We start from the raw sequence: 22,594 nt of genomic DNA, 5'->3' as shown, positions 1-22,594 counted from the left end.
TTGTGTTGTCACCTAAAAATTATGACCTCAATACAGGTAATGAGGTCATAAATTTAAGTTTCAACCTTAGCAGAATACTTTATGCTTGTTTCACTTCTCGCTTATCAAGCATGCCACTGTAACGAGTTACTACTAATGCTAGAGCACAAATTGCTGCGCCAATCCAAGCGGTATCTTGAAGTGACATGCCCTCTACTACACTGCCACCAATAATTGAGCCCAATGCGATACCAATATTAAACGCTGCTATGTTTAAGCCCGATGCGACATCTACCGCATTAGGAGTATGCTTTTGCGCCTGTTTTACGACATAAAGCTGTAAGCCTGGTACGTTACCAAACGCAAATGCACCCCATACTAAAATAGTCAGTACGGCCGCTACTTTTGATTCCATCGTAAAAGTAAAAGCCAATAAAATAATTGTCAGCGCGCTAAATATAATACTCAGTGCGCTAATTGGGCCGCGTTTATCAGCCAGTTTTCCGCCCCAAATATTACCAATGGCTACCGATACACCGTAAACCAGCATAATTAAACCAATCGCTGAAGGAGCAAAACCTGTTTCTTGCTCTAAAATAGGTGCTAAGTAAGTAAACGCAGTGAACGTGCCGCCGTAACCTAAAATTGTCATTAAATATACGAGTAATAAGCGCGGCTTAACAATAACCTGAAGCTGCTCTTTAAACGTTGCCGGAATAGACTGTTTTAAGTTTTTTGGTACTAAAATAGCGCTGCCAATTAAAGCGATTAAACCCAGTACCGACACCACTAAAAACGTTGCTCGCCAGCCAAAGTGTTGGCCAATCCAAGTGCCTAGTGGCACACCCGTCACTAGCGCTACAGTAAGTCCGGTAAACATAATAGCAATAGCACTGGCTTCTTTATCTTTACTTACTAAGCTTGTGGCAATCATTGAGCCAATTGAGAAAAACACCCCGTGAGCCAAGCCTGTTAAAATACGCGCTAGTATTAATGTTTCGTAACTAGGCGCTTGCCATGCAAGTAAGTTACCTAAAACAAATAAGCCCATTAAGCTTATTAGTACAATTTTACGGTTCCAACGCCCAGTTAGTGCGGTCAGTACTGGTGCACCAATGGCAACCCCTACTGCATATAAACTAACTAGCAAACCAGCTGAAGGTAGGCTTACGCCTAAATCGTTTGCAATAGTAGGCACTAATCCCACTATTACGAACTCGGTTGTTCCTATTGCAAATGCGCTTAAGGTGAGCGCCCACAAAGCCAATGGCATAATTAAATCCTCATTATTAGTTAAGACTTACAGTTTGACTAAAAATGTGTTTGCAAAAAATAGCATTAGTGACAAAATACTTTTGTAATTAATGCAAAAGTAAGGTGCTCACGTATGGCTCAGCATGCAAAAACCGAAGACTTAGAAATGTTTTTAACGGTAGTAGATAGCGGAAGTTTTTCAGCAGCAGCTAATTTGCTTGATCAGCAAGTAGCAAAAGTGTCGCGGGCCGTGTCCCGCCTTGAAAACACGTTACAATGTACATTACTAAATAGGACCACTCGCCGATTAGAACTAACCGAAGAGGGCCATACCTTTATTAAATATGCTCGCGATGGCTTAAACACTTTACAAACCGGCGAAGAAGCAATAAAGCTTTTAAAACAAGCCCCTAGTGGCAAATTACGTATTGATGCAGCCAGCCCCTTTGTACTACACCAATTGGTACCTTTAATTGCTGAATTTAATAAGCAATACCCCCACATTACGCTTGATATAACCTCCCACGACAGCATTATTGACTTGCTCGAACATAAAACCGACTTAGCAATTCGTATAGGCGAGTTAAAAGACTCCAACCTACATGCAAAAAAGCTCGGCGTAAGTAAATTGCATTTAGTTGCAAGCCCTAGTTACCTTAAACATACACCGACTATTTCGCACACCAGCGACTTAAACCAGCATAAACTCATTGGTTTTACCGACTCGCCCAAACTTAATAACTGGCCGCTAAAATCGCCCACAGCTTTAAATTTTGGCTTAACCGCCAGTAGCGGCGAGACTGTACGCCAGCTATGCTTGGCAAACCAAGGGGTGGCGCTGCTTTCGCACTTTATGATTGGTGGTGATTTAAAATCAGGCAAGCTAATAGAAATACTGCCAGGGAGTATTAACACGCCAAACAACCGCGAAATTGTGCAAGCGGTGTATTACAAAAACAGTGCTGTATCGTCGCGTATAATGGCCTTTTTAGACTTTATAAAACCACTGCTGAAATTGTAAGTGACGTTTTTATACCAAACGCTTAATTAAGTAATCTATATTGAGGCTGGGAAAACGTGTTGATAGCTAGGCAAAAAATTGGCTATTTCGTTGTTCTCAGCAATTGCTCCTGCATCCTTATAATCGTAAATTAAAATTTTTTAACGCAGGTAGCGACACGTTTAGCCCCGCAATATGATTAAGTATTATTGTGGATTGGTTTTAAGCCCAAGGGCAGTATAACTAACTCCCTAAATAAAAAGGAATAAAATGGACTCGTTAACGCAGGTAGTTTTAGGTAGCGCAGTAGGTTACGCCGTATTAGGTAATAAAATTGGCCGAAAAGCCGCTTTATGGGGTGCTGCTTTAGGTACTTTACCCGACTTAGATGTTTTTATTCCTTATGGCGGGCCAGTGGAGGCATTTACTTATCATCGCGGTTTTAGCCATTCGTTTATTGTGCACTTATTAATTAGTCCCCTTATTGTTTGGCTTATTTTAAAAATACACTCCGGTATGCAAATACATAAAGCCCGCTGGTTTTGGCTGGTATTTTTATGTTTATCGACCCATGCATTACTCGATAGCTTTACAGTATATGGTACGCAATTAATCTGGCCGCTTAGCGAGCACCCTTTTGCTATTTCAAATATATTTATAATCGATCCCCTGTACACCTTGCCGTTATTGTTGGCCTTTCTGTGCACTTTAATACCTAAAATACATACACCGCGCATGTATAAAATTAACGCCGCTATGCTTGTGCTCAGTAGCCTTTATTTATGTAGCTCTCTTATTTTAAAAGTAATAATTAACAATAAAATAGACGCCGCGTTTGCACATAAACACATACACATTAATAACTATGTAAGCAACCCCGCCCCGCTTACAACCTTGCTATGGCGAGTTGTTTCAATGTCTGATGGGCAATATTACATAAGTTATGCCTCGGTATTTGACTCCCCTGAAGAGGTTACAATAAACCGCTATAACACAAGCCCCGCTTTACTAAACGATATTAAAAATGAATGGGGCGTACAACGCTTACAATGGTTTACTAAAGGTTTTTATAGCGTGAAAGAGCAGCAAAATAAAATTGTTTTATCTGACTTACGTATGGGCATGGAGTGTTATTACGTATTTAATTTTGCAGTTGGTGAAAAAACCAACAAAGGAGTGCAGGTAAGCAACTTTGAAAAACTAAATCAGCGCTCAAATTTAAGTAGCCTAAGTAAAGTGTGGGATAGAATTTGGAACCCTGATGTCAGTTTAGCCCCGCCCTATGCAGACAAAAACTGTATGAAAACGCCTTAACACTCTGATTATAATTGCATTTATTAATCTGAGCTGTGGTTATAATATTTAAGTTTGCTTTCGCTAGCTAAAAATTTTATGTGAAACAAAACAAATTAGCAGCTTGAGATGATTTTATTATCCAAAGCTCAGGTTGGTGGTTAATTAATAAGGCGCAGCTAAGTGAATGTTTAACCAGCGCCTAAGTATTAATTTTGGTGCTCGTATTGTCCGCGGTATACCTCAAACACTTTTAAAACAGTGTGCTGTTCTTTATTTAGATTATCAAACCAATCGTCAAATAGTTCGTCGTTATCTTGCTCACTTAACGCCATATATTGTGCTAATAGCTCAATAATATCGTTGTGTGTACAGTCTATTGGATTAATTTGCTCAGATAAGACTGTGTGATCGCGCTCTCTAAGGGTTTCCATCACCCCTTGGTCTATTTGTTCTTGTTGTGCTGAGTCGCTCATAGCTTACCTCTAAACCGTAAAAAATTTTCTTGTTAACACTTTTTATATAGTTATAACAGCCTAAAAACTAATAGCCAGTATTTTTGGTTTAAGTGGTTATTTTTTGAATTGTTTGCGCAATTAGCCAGCAAAAATGTCAGTAAATGAGAGTAAAAATCATTTGCACAAATGCCGTAAACGCGATAACCTATAGTTATATTATCACATAACAACTTGAGGCGTATTATGAAACCTAATATCCATCCAGATTACAACGTGGTTGCTTTTCACGATACAGCTGCCGATAGCTACTTCATTATTGGCTCAACCATTAAAACAGACCGCACAATTGAGCTTGAAGGGAAAACGTATCCGTATGTGCCTATTGATGTGTCTAGCGACTCGCACCCATTTTATACTGGTAAGCAAAAAACAGTGGCTAGTGACGGACGTGTCGCGCAGTTTAACCGTCGCTTTAAAAACTTATCTACTGCCAAAAAAGGTGAGTAATGAAAGTATTAAGCTCGCTTAAAAGCGCTAAGCAACGACCAGGATGTCAAATAGTGAAGCGAAAAGGACGTGTTTTTGTAATATGTAAAGACAATCCACGTTTTAAAGCAGTACAAGGAATGAAGAAAAAATAACACTAATTCCGTGAAGTATACGGGTAAACGATACATGTTTACCCGTATTTTTTATTTAACAACTACAGAAAACTCAGGTTGGGCCTGAATCACTTTTTTAACAGTACACGTATTAACCGCAGCAATAAGTGCTTTTTTATATTTTTGAGGAAAGCCATCTGGTAAATTAATTTCGATAGAAAATAATTTTTTACCTTCTTCATCTACGTTTTCATTATTTTGCGTAAGCGTCATCCCTTGTGTAGAGATATCGCGTTGCTCACAAAATTTACGTGCATAAAACCCAGCACATAGCACCATGCTTACTAAGAAGTAGTCAAACGGTTCTGGGTGTTCGGCACCGCCACCAGCATTAATACTTTGATCGCTTATTACTTCAAGGTCGCCAAATTTTGCACTTTGTTTTTGACCCTCTAACAATGACACTGAAATTTCCATTACTATTCCTTAATTAATCTGCACCCTAGATAAGAGCTTTACTAAAATATTGAAAAATGAGCATTCAAACTACTTAATCTGCAGCTATACATTTTATTAAAACATCACAAATCTGCGCATCAATAATGCGCTACTGCGAAAAAGTTAACCTAGGTAGCGCTGAAATAACTGCTCGACATTAATTTACAAAAAAGCTGAGGTTAATTACCAAACAATAAGTCAAAAAAACCTGGAGGCTCGTGCAACTCATGATACTTCTTGCGTAAATCATCTATATTTTTAAGGGCTGGCTTTGCTGCATCAAGCCCGCGCTCATTCGCTAATTTTTTTGCCAACTTTGCTTGCGCAATAACTTTATCTAGCCCTTGTAGCGACATTTGTGCTTCTTTATGAAAGGTCGCTTTTTTACTGGTTTCAACCAAAGTAATAAACTTATCTATGGCGGTATTAAAGCCACCTATACCTACTGCTTGCACCGCATTTTTATAAGCAAGGCCTGTATTTTTCATATTAACTTCGAGATCAACTTCTTGCTCTGAAATGGCCGCAGTACTAAATAAAAAAGTAAAAATTAAAACTAAAAACTTCATGGTAAAACCTATTTATAAAAAACAGTGTAAGTGTATCAAGTTTACGTAATAAAGTAACTCAAGGCGCATAGGAAGCTAGGTAACTGTAAAGGGGCTTTACAATAAACGAGTAAGTAACAAGTATTACCTTTATAAATGTAACTAAACAGTAAACAAAAATAATACACCTTAAAAACACACCCCATAAAAGGGACAATATAAATTAGCACCGCCTAATAAAAACTCAAAAATCTCAATATAAACACATGAATTACCTATATTAAATACGATTTAAAAACAGTGACAACAATTTCAATTAGAAGAATAATCTTTTTTTAAAACAAAGGTTAAGCATGTTTTTTTCATTTAATTAACACTGTGTTTGGGCTTATTTTATTGTGATTTCAGCGAAAAATAGTTGTTCCCATATATATCCATGTTAATTGTTAATGTGCAATGTAAATAATAAATAAACAGCTCGTAGTAATTAATACACATTGCACAAGAGCTGTACCTAAAATCACAAGTAATCATCTAGGGAATTTCAATGAAAACGTTTAATATAGTCTCTCACAGTATTAAAGCTGCACTTTGTCTCTCAACTGCAGGTTTAGCATTTTCATCATTAGCGGCAGAAGAGGATGAAAAAAAATTAGAAAGAATAGAAGTAACAGGTTCTAAGATCAGCCGTGTAGGCGCAATAGCCCCAGCCCCTGTTACCGTTATCTCTGGCGAAGATCTTATTAACACCGGCGCAGTTAATATTGGTGAAGCCTTAAACAAATTACCAGCGTTAGGTAATACATACTCACTTGCAAACTCAGGCAGGTTCATTGGTACTGCCGGTTTAAACATTCTTGATTTACGTAATATGGGTACAGACCGTACCTTAGTACTTGTTAATGGTAAGCGCCATGTTTCAAGTTCTGCGGGCTCTCAATCAGTCGATACGAATACTATTCCAAGTGTATGGGTTGAGCGCGTTGAAATAGTTACCGGTGGTGCATCGGCCGTTTATGGTGCGGATGCGGTAACGGGCGTAGTTAACTTTATCTTAAAAGACAACATTGAAGGCTTAAACGTAAGTGTGACTAAAGGGGTTTCTGATCTAAGTGATTATAACAACGAAAAAGCCACTTTTTCATATGGTAAAAACTTTGATAATGGCCGCGGTAACGCAGCATTTGCAGTTGAATACTCTGGTCAAGACTCATTAAACGCACTTGATCACCCGTGGACAGACGGCTCTTACTCAAGTTTACGCAACCAAGCACAAACTGATGCTAATAAAGATGACCCAAACTTTCCTGATAAAATTTACACACCAAATGCAGGCTACTATGCAATTAATAACGCAGGCGTATTTAGCGTAGGTAACGGCTATGTAAATACGTTTAATCCAGATGGAACACAGCGTGATATTTATATTGGTGACAATGTTGATGGACTACTGTGTGCCGATTGTGACTCGTTTAACCTTGCACAATTTGATGAAATACAACCTGAATTTGAAAGATACAATGTTAATTTCAAAGTCAACTATGACGTAACAGAAGACTTAAATGCTTATTTTGAAGCAAAATACGTCAACAGTGAAGGTGAAAGCATTGGTCAACCAGCATTCTTCTTTGGCGATCCTAGAAATACAATCAGTATAGATAACCCATACTTAGATGACAGCGTCAGAACATTAATGGAAGAGGCTAATGATGGTGAAGGCGTCGACTCGATTAATGTTTTACGTATGATGACAGATTTAGGTCGTCGTATCGAAAATAACACGCGTGAAACCACGCGCTTTGTAGCGGGTTTAAAAGGAACAGTTTTAGAAGATTGGGATCTAGATGCTTCAGTGGTTCGTGGTAAAACCGAACTTGAGCGTGTAAATGGCGCTAATATGATTTTAGATAACTATTCTTTCGCGCTTGATGCAATTGAAGATGACGAAGGCAACATTGTATGTCGTAGTGAAGCTGCACGTGCTGACGGCTGTGTGCCTGTAAACATTATGGGTTTTGGCGCACCTAGCCAAGAAGCCATTGATTATATTAATACCGTATCGACCGGTACTTCTGAAATCACACAAACAGTGGTTTCAGCTTCACTGGCAAATGGTGCACTTTTTGAAGTGCCGGCAGGTTACGTTGGTATGGCATTTGGTGTTGAATACCGTAAAGAAGAAAGTGAAACAATTGAACCTGATAACGCTGAGGGGACTTTCTTCAATGCTTTAGGTGAGGATAAGGGCGAATTTGATGTAAATGAAGTTTTTGCTGAGGCCACTATTCCTTTAGTCTCTGACCTTCCTTTTGTTCAAGATTTAGTACTGGATGCAGCTGTGCGTTACGCTGATTACAGCACTATTGGTGATGCAACAAGCTGGAAGCTTGGCTTAGATTGGACTGTTAATGACCAAGTACGCTTGCGATTTACACAGTCAGAAGCACTAAGAGCGCCTAATATTGGTGAAATTTTTGGCGCACCTAGCCAAACTTTCTATAACGTAGATGATCCTTGTTTAGCCGATAACTTAAATGATTTACAAAATAGCGACACTCGCCGTGCTAACTGTGCTGCGCTTGGTGTACCAGTTGGCTTTGAATCAGACTACGATTCACAAACACTTGAAGGCTTACAAAGTGGTAACCGTGATGTTAAAGGTGAAGAATCAACAAGTACAACGATAGGTTTAGTGTACCAGCCTGATTTCATTGAAAATGCAGTATTAACGCTAGATTACTGGAAAATAGAACTAGAAGATGCGATTTCTACAATTGCATCTCAAGAAATTCTGGATCGCTGTGTCGACAGCACTTCAGGTATTGAAAATCAATACTGTGATTTAATAACGCGTGATGCAAACAGTGAAATTACGCTAATTCAAAACTCAGTTCTAAACGTATCAGGCCAAGAAGCTTCTGGTATTGATTTTGAACTTGCTTATGACTTTGATGCCCTTGAGGGTAGCTTTGCAACCCGTTTAATTGGTACTTACTTAATTGAACGTAAAGAGTTCCCATTCCAAGATGAACCAGAAGAGTTCATTGAATATGCGGGTACAACTGGCGAAGCTGAGTGGCAAGCTAACATTAATATAGAGTATAGCTACGAGCGTTTCTACACCTCTTTAAGCACTCGCTATATTGAACAAGTGAGCTTATACACAGAGCAAGAACTTGAAGACAACCCTAACCCTAGTAGCTTAATGAACTATGGCACTTATATTATTTCAGATATAACAGTAGGTTATAACTTTGATAATGGCATGGGTGTTAAATTAGGCGTAGATAACGTATTTAACAGAGAGCTTCCATACGGTACACGTGGTACAGGTAGTGGTAGTGCAAGTTACGATAATATTGGCCGTTTTGGCTATGTAAACTTATCATACGATTTTTAGTTTTTAACCCTCCCTAGAAAGGCCCTTAATTGGGCCTTTTTTATTTTTTTAGATGAAATTTACTCAATTTATTGTTTTTAGAAACATATAACTGTTTCATCATGTTACTTTTTCGGGGCCAACTGACACAAAGTAATTACATTAAAAACACATTAAAGCTCACTTTCAACTCAGCAGTTCAATTTACGAGCAAAACATAGTTAAGCCCCACGCCAACTTCAAAGCCATTAAAAGATTAAAAAACAAACCAATAAATCAACCAAACGTAAACACACCTGTAAAACAACAACAAATGTAACACTAAGCCCTTTCAACCCTCATTACCATTAACAAAACCCGAGTGATTTATTGTTGCGTTAATACTAACAAGCGGCAACTTTAGACAATTTAATAAAGAGTTAACTTACTGAAAAAGCGAAAATTACGACGCTTCTATTCATTGTTTCAGCATGCAATAATCGCCGGCCCTATAACAAAAGTTATAGGGCTTAGGCTAAATGCACTGTGTATTTAGCTAAAAGATAATGTATTTAATTATTATAAAATCTCCTTTGGGAAACACATGAAACGTCATAATTTACTTTCTACTAGCATTAAATGTGCATTGATTACTGCTGCTGCAACAGCGAGTAATTCTGTGCTTGCACAAGATGAGCAAGCGACAAAAATCGAACGCGTTGAAGTAACGGGTTCGCGTATTTTACGTGAAGGCGCTATTGCGCCGGCACCAGTAACAGTTATAAGCGGCGAGCAGCTAATTAATACTGGCGCTGTAAACATTGGTGAAGCGCTAAACAACTTACCAGCACTTGGCAATACATATTCAATGGCTAACTCAGGCCGCTTTATTGGTACAGCTGGTTTAAACATTCTTGATTTACGTAACATGGGTACCGACCGTACCTTAGTACTTGTAAACGGTAAACGCCACGTATCTAGCTCAGCGGGCTCTCAAGCTGTTGATACAAATACTATTCCGAGCGTCTGGGTTGAGCGAGTAGAAATTATTACTGGTGGTGCATCAGCTGTATACGGTGCTGATGCGGTTACAGGTGTTGTCAACTTTATATTAAAAGACAACATTGAAGGTATGGATTTTAGCGTTACCCGTGGTTTTGCCGATTTAAACAGCTACAACAACGAAAAAGCAACGTTCTCGTACGGCTCTAATTTTGATAACGACCGTGGTAATGCCGCTTTTGCTATTGAGTACTCAGGCCAAGATTCATTAAATGCACTTGACCACCCTTGGACTAGCACATCTTTTAGCAGCTTACCTAACCAAGCCCAAACGGATGAGAACAAAAATAGTGCTGACTTTCCTGATGATATTTTAACACCTAATGCGGGTTATTTCGCCATCAATGATGCAGGTGTTTATGCACTTGAAGATCCAAGTAAATTTATTAATAGCTTTAACCCGGATAGCAGTGCTCGTGACTTATACATAGGCAATAACGCGGATCCATATTCATGTGCAGAATGTGACTTTTTTAACCTAGGCCAATTTGAAGAAATACAACCTGAGTTTGAGCGTTACAACGTAAACTTTAAAGTTAACTACGATGTTACCGACGATTTAAACGTCTACTTTGATGCAAAATACGTAAATAGCCAAGGCGAAAGCATAGGTCAACCTGCGTTTTTCTTTTTTGACAGCGACAACAGCATTAAAATTGATAACCCTTACCTAGACCCAGATATCAAAGCGCGAATGCAAGAGGAAGGCGTTGATTCAATCATGGTTAACCGCATGATGAGTGACCTTGGCCGCCGCGTTGAAAATAATACCCGTGAAACAACGCGTTTTGTTACAGGCTTAAAAGGAACTGTGTTTGAAGACTGGGAATTAGATACATCAGTTGTGTATGGTCAAACTGACTTAGAGCGCGAAAATGGCGCTAATATGATTTTAGCCAACTACTTTAATGCCCTTGATGCCGTTGAAGATGCAGATGGCAACATCGTATGTCGCAGCGCTGCTGCACAAGCTGATGGCTGTGTACCGGTAAACATTATGGGTTTTGGCGCACCATCTCAGCAAGCGATTGATTACATAAATACGGTATCTGTAGGTACGTCAACTATTAAGCAAACCGTGGTTTCTGGTTCACTTGCCAATGGCGCTATATTTGAATTACCAGCAGGTTATGTAGGTGTTGCATTTGGTGCTGAATACCGTAAAGAAGAAAGCGAAACAAAAGAGCCAGATAACGCAGAAGGTACATTTTTTAACGCTTTAGGCGAAGATAAAGGCTCGTTTAATGTGCGCGAAGTATTTTTTGAAGCAACTATGCCTATTTTAACTGACTTACCGCTTATTCAAGATTTAGTATTTGATACCGCAGTACGTCATGCTGATTACAGCACAATTGGCGAAGCAACTAGCTGGAAACTAGGCCTTGATTGGACTGTTAACGATGAACTACGTGTGCGTGTAACGCAATCTGCAGCACTTCGTGCGCCTAACATAAGTGAAGTATTTGGTGCAGCAAGCCAAACTTTCTACAACGTAGAAGACCCGTGCCGCGCTGAAAACATAGCTAATTTATCAAATGCAGCAACACGCACTGCAAACTGTGCTGCATTAGGTGTTGCAAGTGACTTTAACTCAGGTTACGACTCAGCCTCTTTAGATGGCTTAACAAGCGGTAACCGTGATGTTAAAGGTGAAGAGTCTACAAGTACAACGGTTGGTATTGTTTATCAACCAGAGTTTTTAGAAAACGCTGTGCTTACTATAGATTACTGGGAAATTGATCTAGAAAATGCAATTGACACAATCGACGCACAAGAAATTCTTGACCGCTGTGTTGATAGCACAACAGGTATAGACAATCAGTACTGTAATTTAATTACACGTAATGCCAGTGGTGAAATTTCGCTGATTCAAAACTCAGTACTTAACGTAGCTGGTCAAAAGGCGTCTGGTGTTGATTTTGAACTAGGCTATGACTTTGATGCGCTAGAAGGTAGCTTTAAAACACGTTTAATTGGTACTTACCTTATTGAACGCAAAGATTACCCGTTCCAGGATGATCCTAGTTCATATATTGAGTACGCAGGTACAACCGGCGAAGCGAAATGGCAGACTAACCTATCGGTTAGCTACGTAATGGATAACTTTTATTCAACGGTTGAAACACGCTTTATCAGCGAAGTTGATTTATACACAAATGTAGAGCTTGCGAGTAACTCGAACCCAAGTAACCAAATGTCTTACGGTAAATACTTTATTACCGATATGACAGTGGGTTACAACTTCGATAGCGGCTTAGGCGTTAAAGTAGGTGTTGATAACCTATTTAATCGTAAACTTCCGTACGGTACACGCGGGACAGGCGAAAACAGCGCAAGTTACGATAACATTGGCCGCTTTGGCTACATTAACTTAAGCTACAGCTTATAATTAGTAACAACGTTTATTAATTAAGTTAAAGGCTCGCACTGCGAGCCTTTTTATACCAATGAGCTTAATTAAGTGATCTATTTTGCAAATTGGTATGACTGCACTTTATTTAATATTACTTAACCATACACTTTGATAAGGCTCTAGCTCTATAGTGAGTTGATCCTCGGTAATTGTTTCATTAGCCACTAAATCAAACCACTGCTGGGTGTTAATTAAGTTTAAATCTGCAAGGGTAAGTACTTGTGGTTTATCACTTATGTTATAAACGCAAAATATACTTTGGCGCCTGTCTATACTTTGCCGCCAAAAACCAAATAATCCCCCCGCTAAGTGCAGCGTAAATTGCGTGGCATTAGGATGAAATGCACTTTGTTTTTTTCGAATACCTAATAAATGCTTAATACCATTAAACACTTTGTGATGATGGCTATATTTATCACCTAAAGCCGATAATAGTTTTGACTCTTGCCAACGATGACGGTTAATTGCACGGTTATGCTGTGAGTTTTCAAAGCGTTCGTAATCGTTCGTTGTGCCAAGCAAGCTATGAATATAAAGTCCAGGGATCCCTTCAAGCGCAAACATAATGGCGTGTGCACACATAAATCGCTCAAGGCCAAACTTATCTTGTCCATTGTGCGTGCCTTGTAATGCATCAAAAAGTGCAATATTTAGTTCATACGGTGTGTGCGTACCATCGTTACTGGTGCGCATTGATACACGCCCACCAAATTGCATAGACGTACTCACCAATGACGCCACTTCGCTTGGTTGTAACAAGCCTTCTATTGGCCTAAGTCCAATGCCATCGTGCGAGGCAATAAAGTTAAAGTATGTGGTGCCGTTTTGCGCAGGCGGCATACTCATCATCCAGTGCTTAATGGCCGTGCTATCTCCACTGAGTAATGTATGCAGTAATAAAGGCGGTAAGGCAAAGTTATAAATACTGTGGGCTTCGTTGGCGTTACCAAAGTAAGAGAGGTTTTCTTGGTTTGGTATGTTTGTTTCGGTAATTATGACAACGCTTGGCTCAGTATGCTCTATAAGGGTGCGAATAAGCCTAACTGCTTCATGCGTTTGCGGTAAATTAATGCAATTTGTATTGAGCTGTTTCCATAAAAATGCAACCGCATCTAGCCTAAACAAGCGTACGCCGTTATCTAAATAATGGCGAATAATACTTATAAACTCTTTTAAAACTGCCGGGTTACCAAAATCAAAATCAACTTGGTCGTGGCTAAACGTACACCATACATGTTTTTCGCCGCTTGGCGTGGTTACCGTATTTAATAACGGTGAGGTACGTGGGCGTACTACATTAGATAAATCATCGGTTAAACTTGCCGTTTTAAAGTAATCTTTGCCGGGGTCTAAATCGTTTAAAAAGTTTTCAAACCATACACTTCGGCTAGAGCAGTGATTAATCACTAAATCTGCCATTAGCTTTACATCTTTGGCAATATTTTTTATATCTTGCCAATCTCCTAGCGATTCATTTACTTGCACGTAGTTCATTACCGCAAAGCCTTCATCAGAGCTATACGGGTAAAATGGCAATATATGCAAAGCATTAAGCTGCATATCGCACTGCTCTTTTATAAACCGGTGCAAGGTTTTAAGCGGTGCTTCTACCGGTTTTGCAACAGCTTGGTCTCCCTCATCGTGCTTAATAATAGAGTCGCCATAGGCTATTAGTATAATATCTTGCTCGTCCCAGCGGTTAGTATGGGGTGTGGGGTCGCGCAGCGGGCTGTCGCCTAAAATTATAGTTATAAGCTGCTCAGCCAGCTCTGTAATACTTAAGGGCAGTTCAACATCTTTATAAATAATATGTAGATGTTGCTCTACCCGCTGTAAAAATAATTCGCTTACTGTATTCACACGCGCCCCTTATTATTGTTTTATTTATTCACTAAATTCTTTATTATCAAGATCAACCGCTTCTCTTAAGCGCTCAAAAACATCTGGCATGGCAGATACAACACGGTTCCAACTTGGCACAAATGGCGCTTCCATTGGGTTATCTAAAAAGTGCTGACCTGCTTCCATAACATTTTTGGCAAACATTTCTACGGCTTTTTCTTCTTGGTGCACATCTAAGGTTAAACCATTCATCAGTGCATCGTTATGATACGTTTCTATAAAGTCTAAACCAATACGGTAGTAAGTTGCTTTTAAAGAACGAATTGTTTCGCTGGTAAATGTAACCCCTTGAGTGGCTAATTTTCTAAATAGTGCCTTGGTTATATCTATCGACATTTTAGATAAACCGGCGTTTTGGTCATCAAGAGAAAGTTCCTGATGCTTATGATCGTAGTTATCAGCAATATCAACTTGGCATAAGCGATTATGCGAATAATTACGGTACATTTCACTTAGTACGCCAATTTCAAGGCCCCAATCACTCGGAATACGAATATCGTTTAGCACATCACGTCTAAACGAAAACTCCCCTGCTAACGGGTATCTAAAGGTATCCATGTACTCAAGGTAGTCGGTATTGCCTAAAATAGTTTTGAACGAGCGTAATAACGGCGTTACTAATAACCGCGATACTCGGCCATTAATTTTGCCGTTTGCAGTACGTGGGTAAAAGCCTTTACAGAATTCATAATTAAAACGAGGGTGCGCTACAGGGTAAATTAAGCGCGCTAACAAACCTCTGTCGTAAGTTAATATATCGCAGTCGTGCAGTGCTATCGACTCTACCTCTGAGGTGGCCAATTTATAACCCATGCAATACCACACGTTTCTGCCTTTACCAAGTTCACGCGGTGCAACGCCTAGCTCTTGTAATTCTTTATCAAGCGCTTGCAAACGAGGACCATCGTTCCAAAGCACTTTGTGGTTTTGGTTAAGCTCTTTAAAAAAGCCTAAAGCATGGCGATATTGTGACTCGTCTGCCCTGTCTAAACCTATGGTAATTTGCGATAAATAAGGAACCTCTCTGAGTTCTTTTACAATGTTTTGCAGCGCTGGGCCTTCAAGCTCACTAAACAACGAAGGGAGTATTAACCCCATTGGACGTTGTTTACTAAAACTAATTAGCTCTTCTTCAAGCGCTTCTACTGGTCTATCGGCGATATTATGTAAGGTTGTAATGATGCCATTTTGATAAAAATCAGCCATGTGATTTTCGCTCCTCAATAGTATTTAAAATGCTGCTAATACAAGGCAATGTGGTTATTTCTTCAATCCAACCCAGTGGAGCGGGCGATTGGGAATAACGCGCCTTGTTATGTGTTAACTTAACCGGCTTTTTACTGCTTGGGTTATGTATGATAATGGCGATATCAGCTTGCTCTAGCATCTGCTTATCGTTGTCACTATCACCTAGTGCAATTACAGTGAGAGGCTTTCTAAAATGTTGTGAAATTTGTTTAACTAACCACTGCTGTGCAGCGCTTTTATCGGTGTTTTTAGCAATATGTATAAACCGCCCGCCTATTTTTATTTCGTAGCCGAGTGCTTTAACATCGTTTACAAACGCATTAAGTAATTCATCGCTGCCGTGCCAATAAAGTGGGTCTGAAAAATCGCGTGTTTGAGCGCGCCTTGCATGCGCTTCATCAAGCCCGGTGAGGGATGATATTTGCTCGCTCGACAAATCACTAAATAACTTATAATGCGATTTATATTCGCTGCTTAAGGAGTCTAAATCACTAAGTAAGTTAGATAAGGGTGATGCAAATGCATAACACCAATACGCCCCTACTTGTGTGCAGCCAATGGGTTTAAGCTCAAAATAATCTACGGGTAAATAAGCAGCCGCGCCATTTTCAACAATAAAAGGCTGTTGAATATTCAGCTCGTTTTTAAGTTCAACCACTTCGCAAAATGTTTTACTCGTATTAAACACCACAGGAATGTGGGCTGCTTGTAAATCTTGCAGCAAGCTACTGATATTTTTAGTGTTGTAATCGGCGTGATCGAGTAACGTGCCATCTAAGTCGGTAAATATAATAGGTTGCAGCGTATCGTCGCTGGTTAAGTGCATAGCACTAATATCGCGATTACTATCAAGCTCTATAAGGGCGTTAGCTTTAGCGCTTAGGGTGTTTAAGTTTTCGCGAGTAATACGCTCAAAATGAGAAATAAAGTGCACCAGTTGCTCATCACTCATGGTGCCATCACCCTCGCCTTTAGTGGCAATAAGCTTTTGTTCTTGCTCTTGTCGCCACTTAAATACATCTTCAAAGCTCGGCGCTTTGAGCATCACCGTGTAATCTATTTTACTAAACACACTTTTGTATTCATTTGCTAGGCAACTGTTTACACAACGGCGCCACACGCCTTCTTTATCGTGCTGTGTTTCTAACTCGTTTATAGGCTCACTTAAAGAAAATAACGGTTGTGGCTCACTGCCTACACACCAGCCTTCTAAAATAATAATATCAATGGGTTTATTGTTACATTGCCATGTTTGCTCGGGGCTGCAATCGTCGTGATGCTTGTCAAATTTAGGCAAAGGCACGCCAACCTCTTTTGCAAGTAACCGGCTTATGGTGGTATTCATTAACCCTACATCGTGGGTGCCAGGCACACCACGGGTGGCAAATAATGGGTGTACGTCTTTGGCAAGTCCTTGGCGGTGCGCTTTAGATAAGTAAAAATCGTCAATAGAAAGCGCGACACTGGTAAACGGCGTGTTGTTACTAAACCAAGTAACTAAAAAATCTGCGAGGGTGGTTTTTCCTGAACCTTGGCAACCATTTATGGCGACAAAAATAGGGGTGTTATTTTTTTTTGATTCTAGAATATCGTGTGCAAGCGGGATAAAAAATTGCTCACTAAGGTACTGATACTTTAAAGGCAATTGGTGCTTTGCTAAAAATGGGGTTATATCCACAATACTGGCCTCTGACATAGTAACTCCTTATATTATGAAGTAACAAATGCAGGTACTAGACCACTATTATTTTTATTTAATTATTAGTAGGTTACAAAAATAGCGCAATTAGTATGCGCTATTTTGGTGCGTAAATTTTACATACAGTGCAAAATTAATCAGTTTCTGGTTCAGCTTTTGGCAATACCAAGTTAAGCACAATACCTAAAATGGCGCACAAGCTAACGCCTTCTAAGCTAAATTGGCTACCCCCAATGTGCATACCGCCAATACCGCATACTAATATAAGTGCCACAATACTTAAATTACGGGGTGCAGTTAAGTCATCACCAGATTTAACCAACGTATTTAAGCCCACTACCGCAATTGAGCCAAATAACAAAATCATTATGCCGCCCATCACAGGTACAGGAATTGTTTGTAAACCAGCGCCCATTTTTGCCACAAAGGCCAGTACCACAGCAATTATAGCAGTCCACATCATTACTTTAGGGTTAAAGTTTTTGGTCAGCATCACTGCGCCAGTTACTTCAGAGTAAGTAGTGTTTGGCGGACCACCAAATAAAGAGGCAGCGGCAGTGGCTAAGCCATCACCAAATAAGGTGCGATGTAAGCCTGGTTTTTTTAAAAAGTTTTTATTGGTTACTTGGCTAATAGCCATCATATCGCCAATATGCTCAATAGCAGGTGCAATGGCAACAGGCACCATAAAGAGAATGGCTTGCCACTTAAATTCGGGCCATGTGAAGTTTGGTACAGCCAACCAGCTCGCTTCATTTACGCTACCAAATTCAACCACACCCATTACCAGTGATAAAACATAACCCGATATAACACCCGCTAATATAGGGATCAGCTTATATACACCTTTGCCCCACACAGCAAAAATAAGTGTTACAACAAGAGAAAACAGCGAAATAATAATGGCTTTATCGTAAGCAATAAGTTCAATACTGCCGTCGCCACTTTTACCCATTGCCATATTTACCGCAACCGGTGCAAGGGCTAAACCAATCACCATAATAACGGGGCCTACAACCACAGGCGGCAAAATTTTATGAAGTGTTGCCACCCCTTTAAATTTAACCAATAGCGCTAACAGCATATAAGCACAGCCCGCTGCCATTAAACCACCCATGGTAGCTGGTACGCCCCACATTTGTACTGAGGCAATAATAGGCGCAATAAACGCAAATGATGACGCTAAAAATATAGGCACCTTGCCTTTCGTCACTACCTGAAATAATAAAGTACCTATACCCGCTGTAAACAAAGCGACACTTGGATCAAGCCCCGTTAATAAAGGCACTAACACTAACGCACCAAATGCTACAAACAACATTTGGGCGCCGGTTAAAATGGTTTTTATAGAAAATATATAATTATTTTGCACTGTTAAACCTTAGTAAACCGTACCGAAAATTTTGTCACCTGCATCGCCAAGCCCTGGGATAATGTAACCCTTTTCATTTAAATGGCTATCAACTGAGGCAGTAAAAATCTCAATATCAGGGTGAGCGGCTAATGTTTTTTCAACGCCCTCAGGTGCAGCAACCAGTACAATTACTTTAATGTCTTTACAGCCTGCTTTTTTAAGCATATCAATTGTAGCAATCATTGAGCCGCCAGTTGCAAGCATTGGGTCTATAACTAAGCTTAAACGCTCATCAATATTGCCTACTAACTTTTCAAAGTAAGGTACTGGCTCAAGCGTTTCTTCGTTACGCTCAAGGCCCACTACACTTACCTTAGCCGCTGGGAGTAATGACATTACGCCATCCATCATGCCAAGGCCTGCACGTAAAATTGGCACAACAGTAATTTTTTTGCCCTTAATGTGCTCTACTTTTAATTTGTTGCCGTCCCAGCCAGTAATTTCGTTATCTTCTAACTGTAGGTTCTTAGTTGCTTCGTAGGTTAATAAGGTACCTACCTCAGAGCATAATTCACGAAAGCTTTTAGTACTTATACCGTGAGCGCGCATTAAGCCTAATTTGTGTTGAACTAGAGGGTGTGAAATTACGTGAATTGACATGATAAAAACCTACTGATACAAGAATTGGCGGTATTTTATATTAAAAAAGGTCATTTGACCTGCAATTTTAAATAAGTTTTCATAGATCGTGCCAAAATGTATTGATTTGCTTGATATTTATGCAAGCGACACACTACTTTATGTTTATAAATTGTTATCTGATAACGTTAAATTTACTTGCGCCATCATGTAACTATTTATTTTAAAATGAGTTGGGCTCCAACCCGCTAAAAATCGATAAAAGTCGGCCCAAGCTAATGGCCATAATGCATGCCACTTTGCAATTACGTCATCGGCATTTATTTGCGGTTGAAACACTAAAAGCGCATTTTTTAATTGGCTAAAATAGTAATGTAAATACTCATCGGCGCAGGTATGTAATTGCTCGTCGCTTAAGCAGCTGGTCATAAAATACATTACATCGCAAATCCCTACCCCAGCCCCAACATACTGAAAGTCATAAGCGAGTATTTCACTTTGCTCATTTGCAGCAAAATTGGCGAGCTTAGCATCGCCATGTATCAAGGTTTTGTAGTGTGATGATTGCAGTATTTTATCAATTTTATGAGCCGCATTTTTAATATCGGACTTTTTGTCAGCGCTTTGTTTTAATTTATTAAACTCATCGGGCCTTGTGCTCAAATGCCAATAGTTCCCTTGTTGCCATAAGCCCTTTGCTGGCTTATTTAAATTAAAGGCATGAAAAAATGCTAACCACTTTAGTATTGCCTTTATATGCTGGGAGCTTGCTTGAGAAAAACCATATTGAGTAAAGTTTTTAAATACTAACGCATAATCGTCACCATCATTAATTGCATTAATACAGGTAATACTTTTAGCGCTTCTCGGTAAGTACGCGCTGTATAACCTATAAAAATTATATTCAACTTTATAAGACTGCTGCTTTCTCTTTAATGCAAATTCGCTTTGCTTAATTTTTGGATGGTTTATGTGGCGTGGTATTTTAATCGCTTTAATAACACATGGCTCAGCATCAAGCATGCACTCGACAATACTGCCACACCCGCTCCAAAGCGATGTTAGCGTATTGCCAATTTCAATGTGTTTAAAATGAGGCTGTAAAAGAGGAAGATAAAATGCCATTGCTATATTAAGTCATTAAGTTTTTTATAGTTTAACATTAGAAGGTATTTTTAATAAAACGATAGTATCCATAAGCCTCTTTCTTTTTAGCGTGACACCCACTTTAATTCCAGCCTTTCTTAAAGTGACATCCACCTTAATTTCTACAAAGTAAATTACAAAAAGTTAAAGTTAACTAATGAATTTATGTTTTTTAACTGTCCAAAAATAATTTGAGTTTTAAAATAGAGATATTACTAAATAAAGCTCAAATGGCAGCCACAAAAATTCCTACATTATGTAGTTGGAGTGCTCAAAAAGTGATTAGGCTCTAAGCGAATAACTTTGCGCAGTTACTGATATTCGCTCGCCGCTTTCGGTTTAAGTTTTCGCAATACCCTTTTTGTGAGGCTGGCCTGCCCACTGCACCATGAAATACGCGCGTAAATTGTGTGGTGAGTTTTAACCAGTTTTCTGATGATATATTAAGCCTTTCTAACAAAGGAAGGGTCACATTATCTATATGCCCGTGCTTATCCTCTCGCATTACTCGCCCTGTTAGCTCAATGAGTTCAAGGTACGATTTAAGCTCAAACGGCAGCCCTTTAGGCATAATTTGACGTGGCATACCTGCAAAGCGAAGTAGTTGCTTTGGCTGCTTGCCTTCTTTTGCGCATATTAAGCGTACTTTAGCGCTGGTATGGTCTGACTCTTCTGCCGTGTTAGCCATCTTGGCTCTAATGGGGTTTAAATCGACATAGGCCATACACTCTGCAATTGCGGCTTCATCAAGTAAAGCTTGCGATTTGAATCTCCCCTCCCAGAACCTCCCTGTGCAATTATCTTCTTTATTTGCTCTTCGCGCTATATCTTCATTTAACAGGCGCATAAACCAGCTAATACTTGCTAAACGTTCTCGGTATTGTTTTACCGTTTGATTGAAAAAGATGAGTTCAACTTTACTTAGCTTCTCGCCTTGTATGTATTTTTGCGTTAACAATGTGCCTTTACAGAGTTTATGCCAGCGAATAACAATCGCTTTATCATTCAGCCTATTTGCCTTTTTATCATCTACATACAGTACTAAATGGGTGTGATTGCTCATTACGGCATAAGCGCACACATCAATACAAAATACCTTAGCTAATTCACCCAGCTTATCTTCAACCCATCCTCGTCGATGCTCGTAAGATTGACCAGTGAAACGGTCTTCGCCACATAAAAATGCACGACGAACACACCGTGAAATACAGTGATAGTATTTTGTATCAACCAAACTTACTTGTCGCTTTCTTGCAATTGCCATAAGACACTCTGCCTGTTTTTTGCACTAAACAAAAGCTAGCCTCTAATTGCGTTAAGTACAAAATTTAAGATGGGTGTCTTGTTTATTTGCACGATTCTATATCACCAACCTTAACGGTAGCTTCTAAATATTCACCTTCTGAATCGATAAATGTGGCTCGCATATTCCTAGCCTGCTAACTTTTAAATAAGGGGCGCAGACGTGTGGGCTAAAATACGAACGAAGTGAGCAGCCCACAGGTTTGCGTCCCAGCCCGCGCAGCGGGCGAACTTAATTTTTTTGTTATACATACCTTACACCAGACAATATCCCAAAGATGTAAGCTGGCAAGATAAGCAATAGATTTGTAGCTATTAACACAAAGTTAAAATATTTATGAAACTTAGTTTCTTGAGGATCTTTCACATCTTCTTCTGGTTCATAAATATAAGAGTGCCTATATTTAAAGTGATATGCACTTCCCAATGCAACAAGTATAAATATATAACCTCCTAGAAAATCACCTATCTTGGGATAGTAATATGCCAACACCAATAATATTGAAACACCCGTTATAGCAAACCCCTCTAGGATTTCGCCATATTTTGATAAATTAAAATAACAATATTTATAGGCATATACCGTTACGCCAATATTTATAGCTAGATACAAATAAATGATGATGGGCAATCGACTAACCTTCCGTGTATGTATAACGCCCGCATAAGGGGCTGATAATTGTTTGCTAAAATGTGAAGCGTAGCGGAACCGAGCAAACTGTTAGCAGTCCCGTGCTTAATGCGCTTGTTATGTGTAAATTTTCTCCACACAATTAAAATCTGCAAATGTAACTTTAAATGTAGAACCTGAGCGTAACTCAATAATATGCTGAAATCCA

18 protein-coding genes are annotated in these 22,594 nt (G+C 39.4%); 6 read left to right on the top strand and 12 right to left on the bottom strand.

What is annotated here, in order from left to right:
- Window positions 1-79: 79 nt before the first annotated feature.
- A complete protein-coding gene (locus tag PSH54_RS10720; protein ID WP_004586485.1) occupies window positions 80-1,252 on the bottom strand; it encodes an MFS transporter in 1,173 nt (390 codons plus the stop codon).
- A gap of 114 nt (window positions 1,253-1,366) precedes the next feature.
- Between PSH54_RS10720 and PSH54_RS10715 the strand changes: the two genes are divergently transcribed.
- On the top strand, window positions 1,367-2,254 hold the full coding sequence (locus tag PSH54_RS10715) for a LysR family transcriptional regulator (protein WP_273606117.1): 888 nt from the start codon (window positions 1,367-1,369) through the stop codon (window positions 2,252-2,254).
- A gap of 249 nt (window positions 2,255-2,503) precedes the next feature.
- Window positions 2,504-3,547: a metal-dependent hydrolase gene (locus tag PSH54_RS10710; protein WP_273606116.1), complete on the top strand. Its 1,044-nt coding sequence runs from the start codon at window positions 2,504-2,506 to the stop codon at window positions 3,545-3,547.
- A 188-nt stretch (window positions 3,548-3,735) separates the two neighbouring features.
- Here the strand turns inward: PSH54_RS10710 and PSH54_RS10705 are convergent, their stop codons facing one another.
- On the bottom strand, window positions 3,736-4,002 hold the full coding sequence (locus PSH54_RS10705; protein WP_273606115.1) for a hypothetical protein: 267 nt from the start codon (window positions 4,000-4,002) through the stop codon (window positions 3,736-3,738).
- 225 nt (window positions 4,003-4,227) lie between these two features.
- Between PSH54_RS10705 and PSH54_RS10700 the strand changes: the two genes are divergently transcribed.
- Both PSH54_RS10700 and ykgO read left to right on the top strand, forming a co-directional pair.
- Window positions 4,228-4,491, top strand: a complete 264-nt coding sequence (locus PSH54_RS10700; RefSeq protein WP_004586488.1) for a type B 50S ribosomal protein L31 — start codon at window positions 4,228-4,230, stop codon at window positions 4,489-4,491.
- On the top strand, window positions 4,491-4,625 hold the full coding sequence (gene ykgO, locus PSH54_RS10695; protein WP_004586489.1) for a type B 50S ribosomal protein L36: 135 nt from the start codon (window positions 4,491-4,493) through the stop codon (window positions 4,623-4,625). Before PSH54_RS10700 ends, ykgO begins: the two co-directional genes overlap by 1 nt.
- Before the next feature lie 51 nt (window positions 4,626-4,676).
- On the opposite strand, the gene PSH54_RS10690 is transcribed toward ykgO, so the two are convergent.
- Window positions 4,677-5,063, bottom strand: a complete 387-nt coding sequence (locus PSH54_RS10690) for an OsmC family protein (protein ID WP_004586490.1) — start codon at window positions 5,061-5,063, stop codon at window positions 4,677-4,679.
- Between the two features lie 200 nt (window positions 5,064-5,263).
- Window positions 5,264-5,653 carry a cytochrome b562 gene (locus PSH54_RS10685; protein ID WP_264389850.1) on the bottom strand — a complete coding sequence of 130 codons (390 nt, stop codon included), beginning with the start codon at window positions 5,651-5,653 and terminating at the stop codon, window positions 5,264-5,266.
- Between the two features lie 526 nt (window positions 5,654-6,179).
- On the opposite strand from PSH54_RS10685, the gene PSH54_RS10680 reads away from it, so the two are divergent.
- The gene (locus tag PSH54_RS10680) at window positions 6,180-9,032 is read left to right on the top strand and encodes a TonB-dependent receptor domain-containing protein (RefSeq protein ID WP_029771981.1); all 2,853 of its coding nucleotides are present in this window, start codon (window positions 6,180-6,182) and stop codon (window positions 9,030-9,032) included.
- Window positions 9,033-9,594: 562 nt separating this feature from the next.
- Window positions 9,595-12,441 carry a TonB-dependent receptor domain-containing protein gene (locus tag PSH54_RS10675; protein WP_273606114.1) on the top strand — a complete coding sequence of 949 codons (2,847 nt, stop codon included), beginning with the start codon at window positions 9,595-9,597 and terminating at the stop codon, window positions 12,439-12,441.
- Between the two features lie 105 nt (window positions 12,442-12,546).
- Here the strand turns inward: PSH54_RS10675 and PSH54_RS10670 are convergent, their stop codons facing one another.
- The 8 genes from PSH54_RS10670 to PSH54_RS10635 form a co-directional block, all read right to left on the bottom strand.
- The gene (locus PSH54_RS10670; RefSeq protein ID WP_273606113.1) at window positions 12,547-14,325 is read right to left on the bottom strand and encodes a sugar phosphorylase; all 1,779 of its coding nucleotides are present in this window, start codon (window positions 14,323-14,325) and stop codon (window positions 12,547-12,549) included.
- Between the two features lie 24 nt (window positions 14,326-14,349).
- A complete protein-coding gene (locus PSH54_RS10665) occupies window positions 14,350-15,573 on the bottom strand; it encodes a hypothetical protein (protein WP_029771978.1) in 1,224 nt (407 codons plus the stop codon).
- The gene (locus PSH54_RS10660; RefSeq protein ID WP_273606112.1) at window positions 15,566-17,311 is read right to left on the bottom strand and encodes an HAD-IIB family hydrolase; all 1,746 of its coding nucleotides are present in this window, start codon (window positions 17,309-17,311) and stop codon (window positions 15,566-15,568) included. The genes PSH54_RS10665 and PSH54_RS10660 overlap by 8 nt, the downstream gene beginning before the upstream one ends.
- Before the next feature lie 136 nt (window positions 17,312-17,447).
- Window positions 17,448-18,686, bottom strand: a complete 1,239-nt coding sequence (locus PSH54_RS10655) for a uracil-xanthine permease family protein (protein WP_273606111.1) — start codon at window positions 18,684-18,686, stop codon at window positions 17,448-17,450.
- Window positions 18,687-18,695: 9 nt separating this feature from the next.
- Window positions 18,696-19,328: a uracil phosphoribosyltransferase gene (upp, locus tag PSH54_RS10650; RefSeq protein WP_004586497.1), complete on the bottom strand. Its 633-nt coding sequence runs from the start codon at window positions 19,326-19,328 to the stop codon at window positions 18,696-18,698.
- Between the two features lie 144 nt (window positions 19,329-19,472).
- A complete protein-coding gene (locus tag PSH54_RS10645) occupies window positions 19,473-20,432 on the bottom strand; it encodes an oxidoreductase family protein (RefSeq protein WP_273606110.1) in 960 nt (319 codons plus the stop codon).
- A gap of 310 nt (window positions 20,433-20,742) precedes the next feature.
- Window positions 20,743-21,717 (bottom strand): transposase, encoded by a 975-nt coding sequence (locus tag PSH54_RS10640; RefSeq protein WP_273606109.1) that lies wholly within the window; start codon window positions 21,715-21,717, stop codon window positions 20,743-20,745.
- A gap of 282 nt (window positions 21,718-21,999) precedes the next feature.
- Window positions 22,000-22,386 (bottom strand): hypothetical protein, encoded by a 387-nt coding sequence (locus PSH54_RS10635; RefSeq protein WP_163107777.1) that lies wholly within the window; start codon window positions 22,384-22,386, stop codon window positions 22,000-22,002.
- Window positions 22,387-22,594 lie beyond the last annotated feature (208 nt).

Origin of the sequence: Pseudoalteromonas sp. Angola-30, from assembly GCF_028599215.1 — a bacterium.
GTDB classification, from domain to species: Bacteria; Pseudomonadota; Gammaproteobacteria; order Enterobacterales; family Alteromonadaceae; genus Pseudoalteromonas; species Pseudoalteromonas atlantica.
The sequence above is the reverse complement of the archived record's forward strand: the minus strand, read 5'-3'. Positions and strand labels throughout refer to the sequence as shown.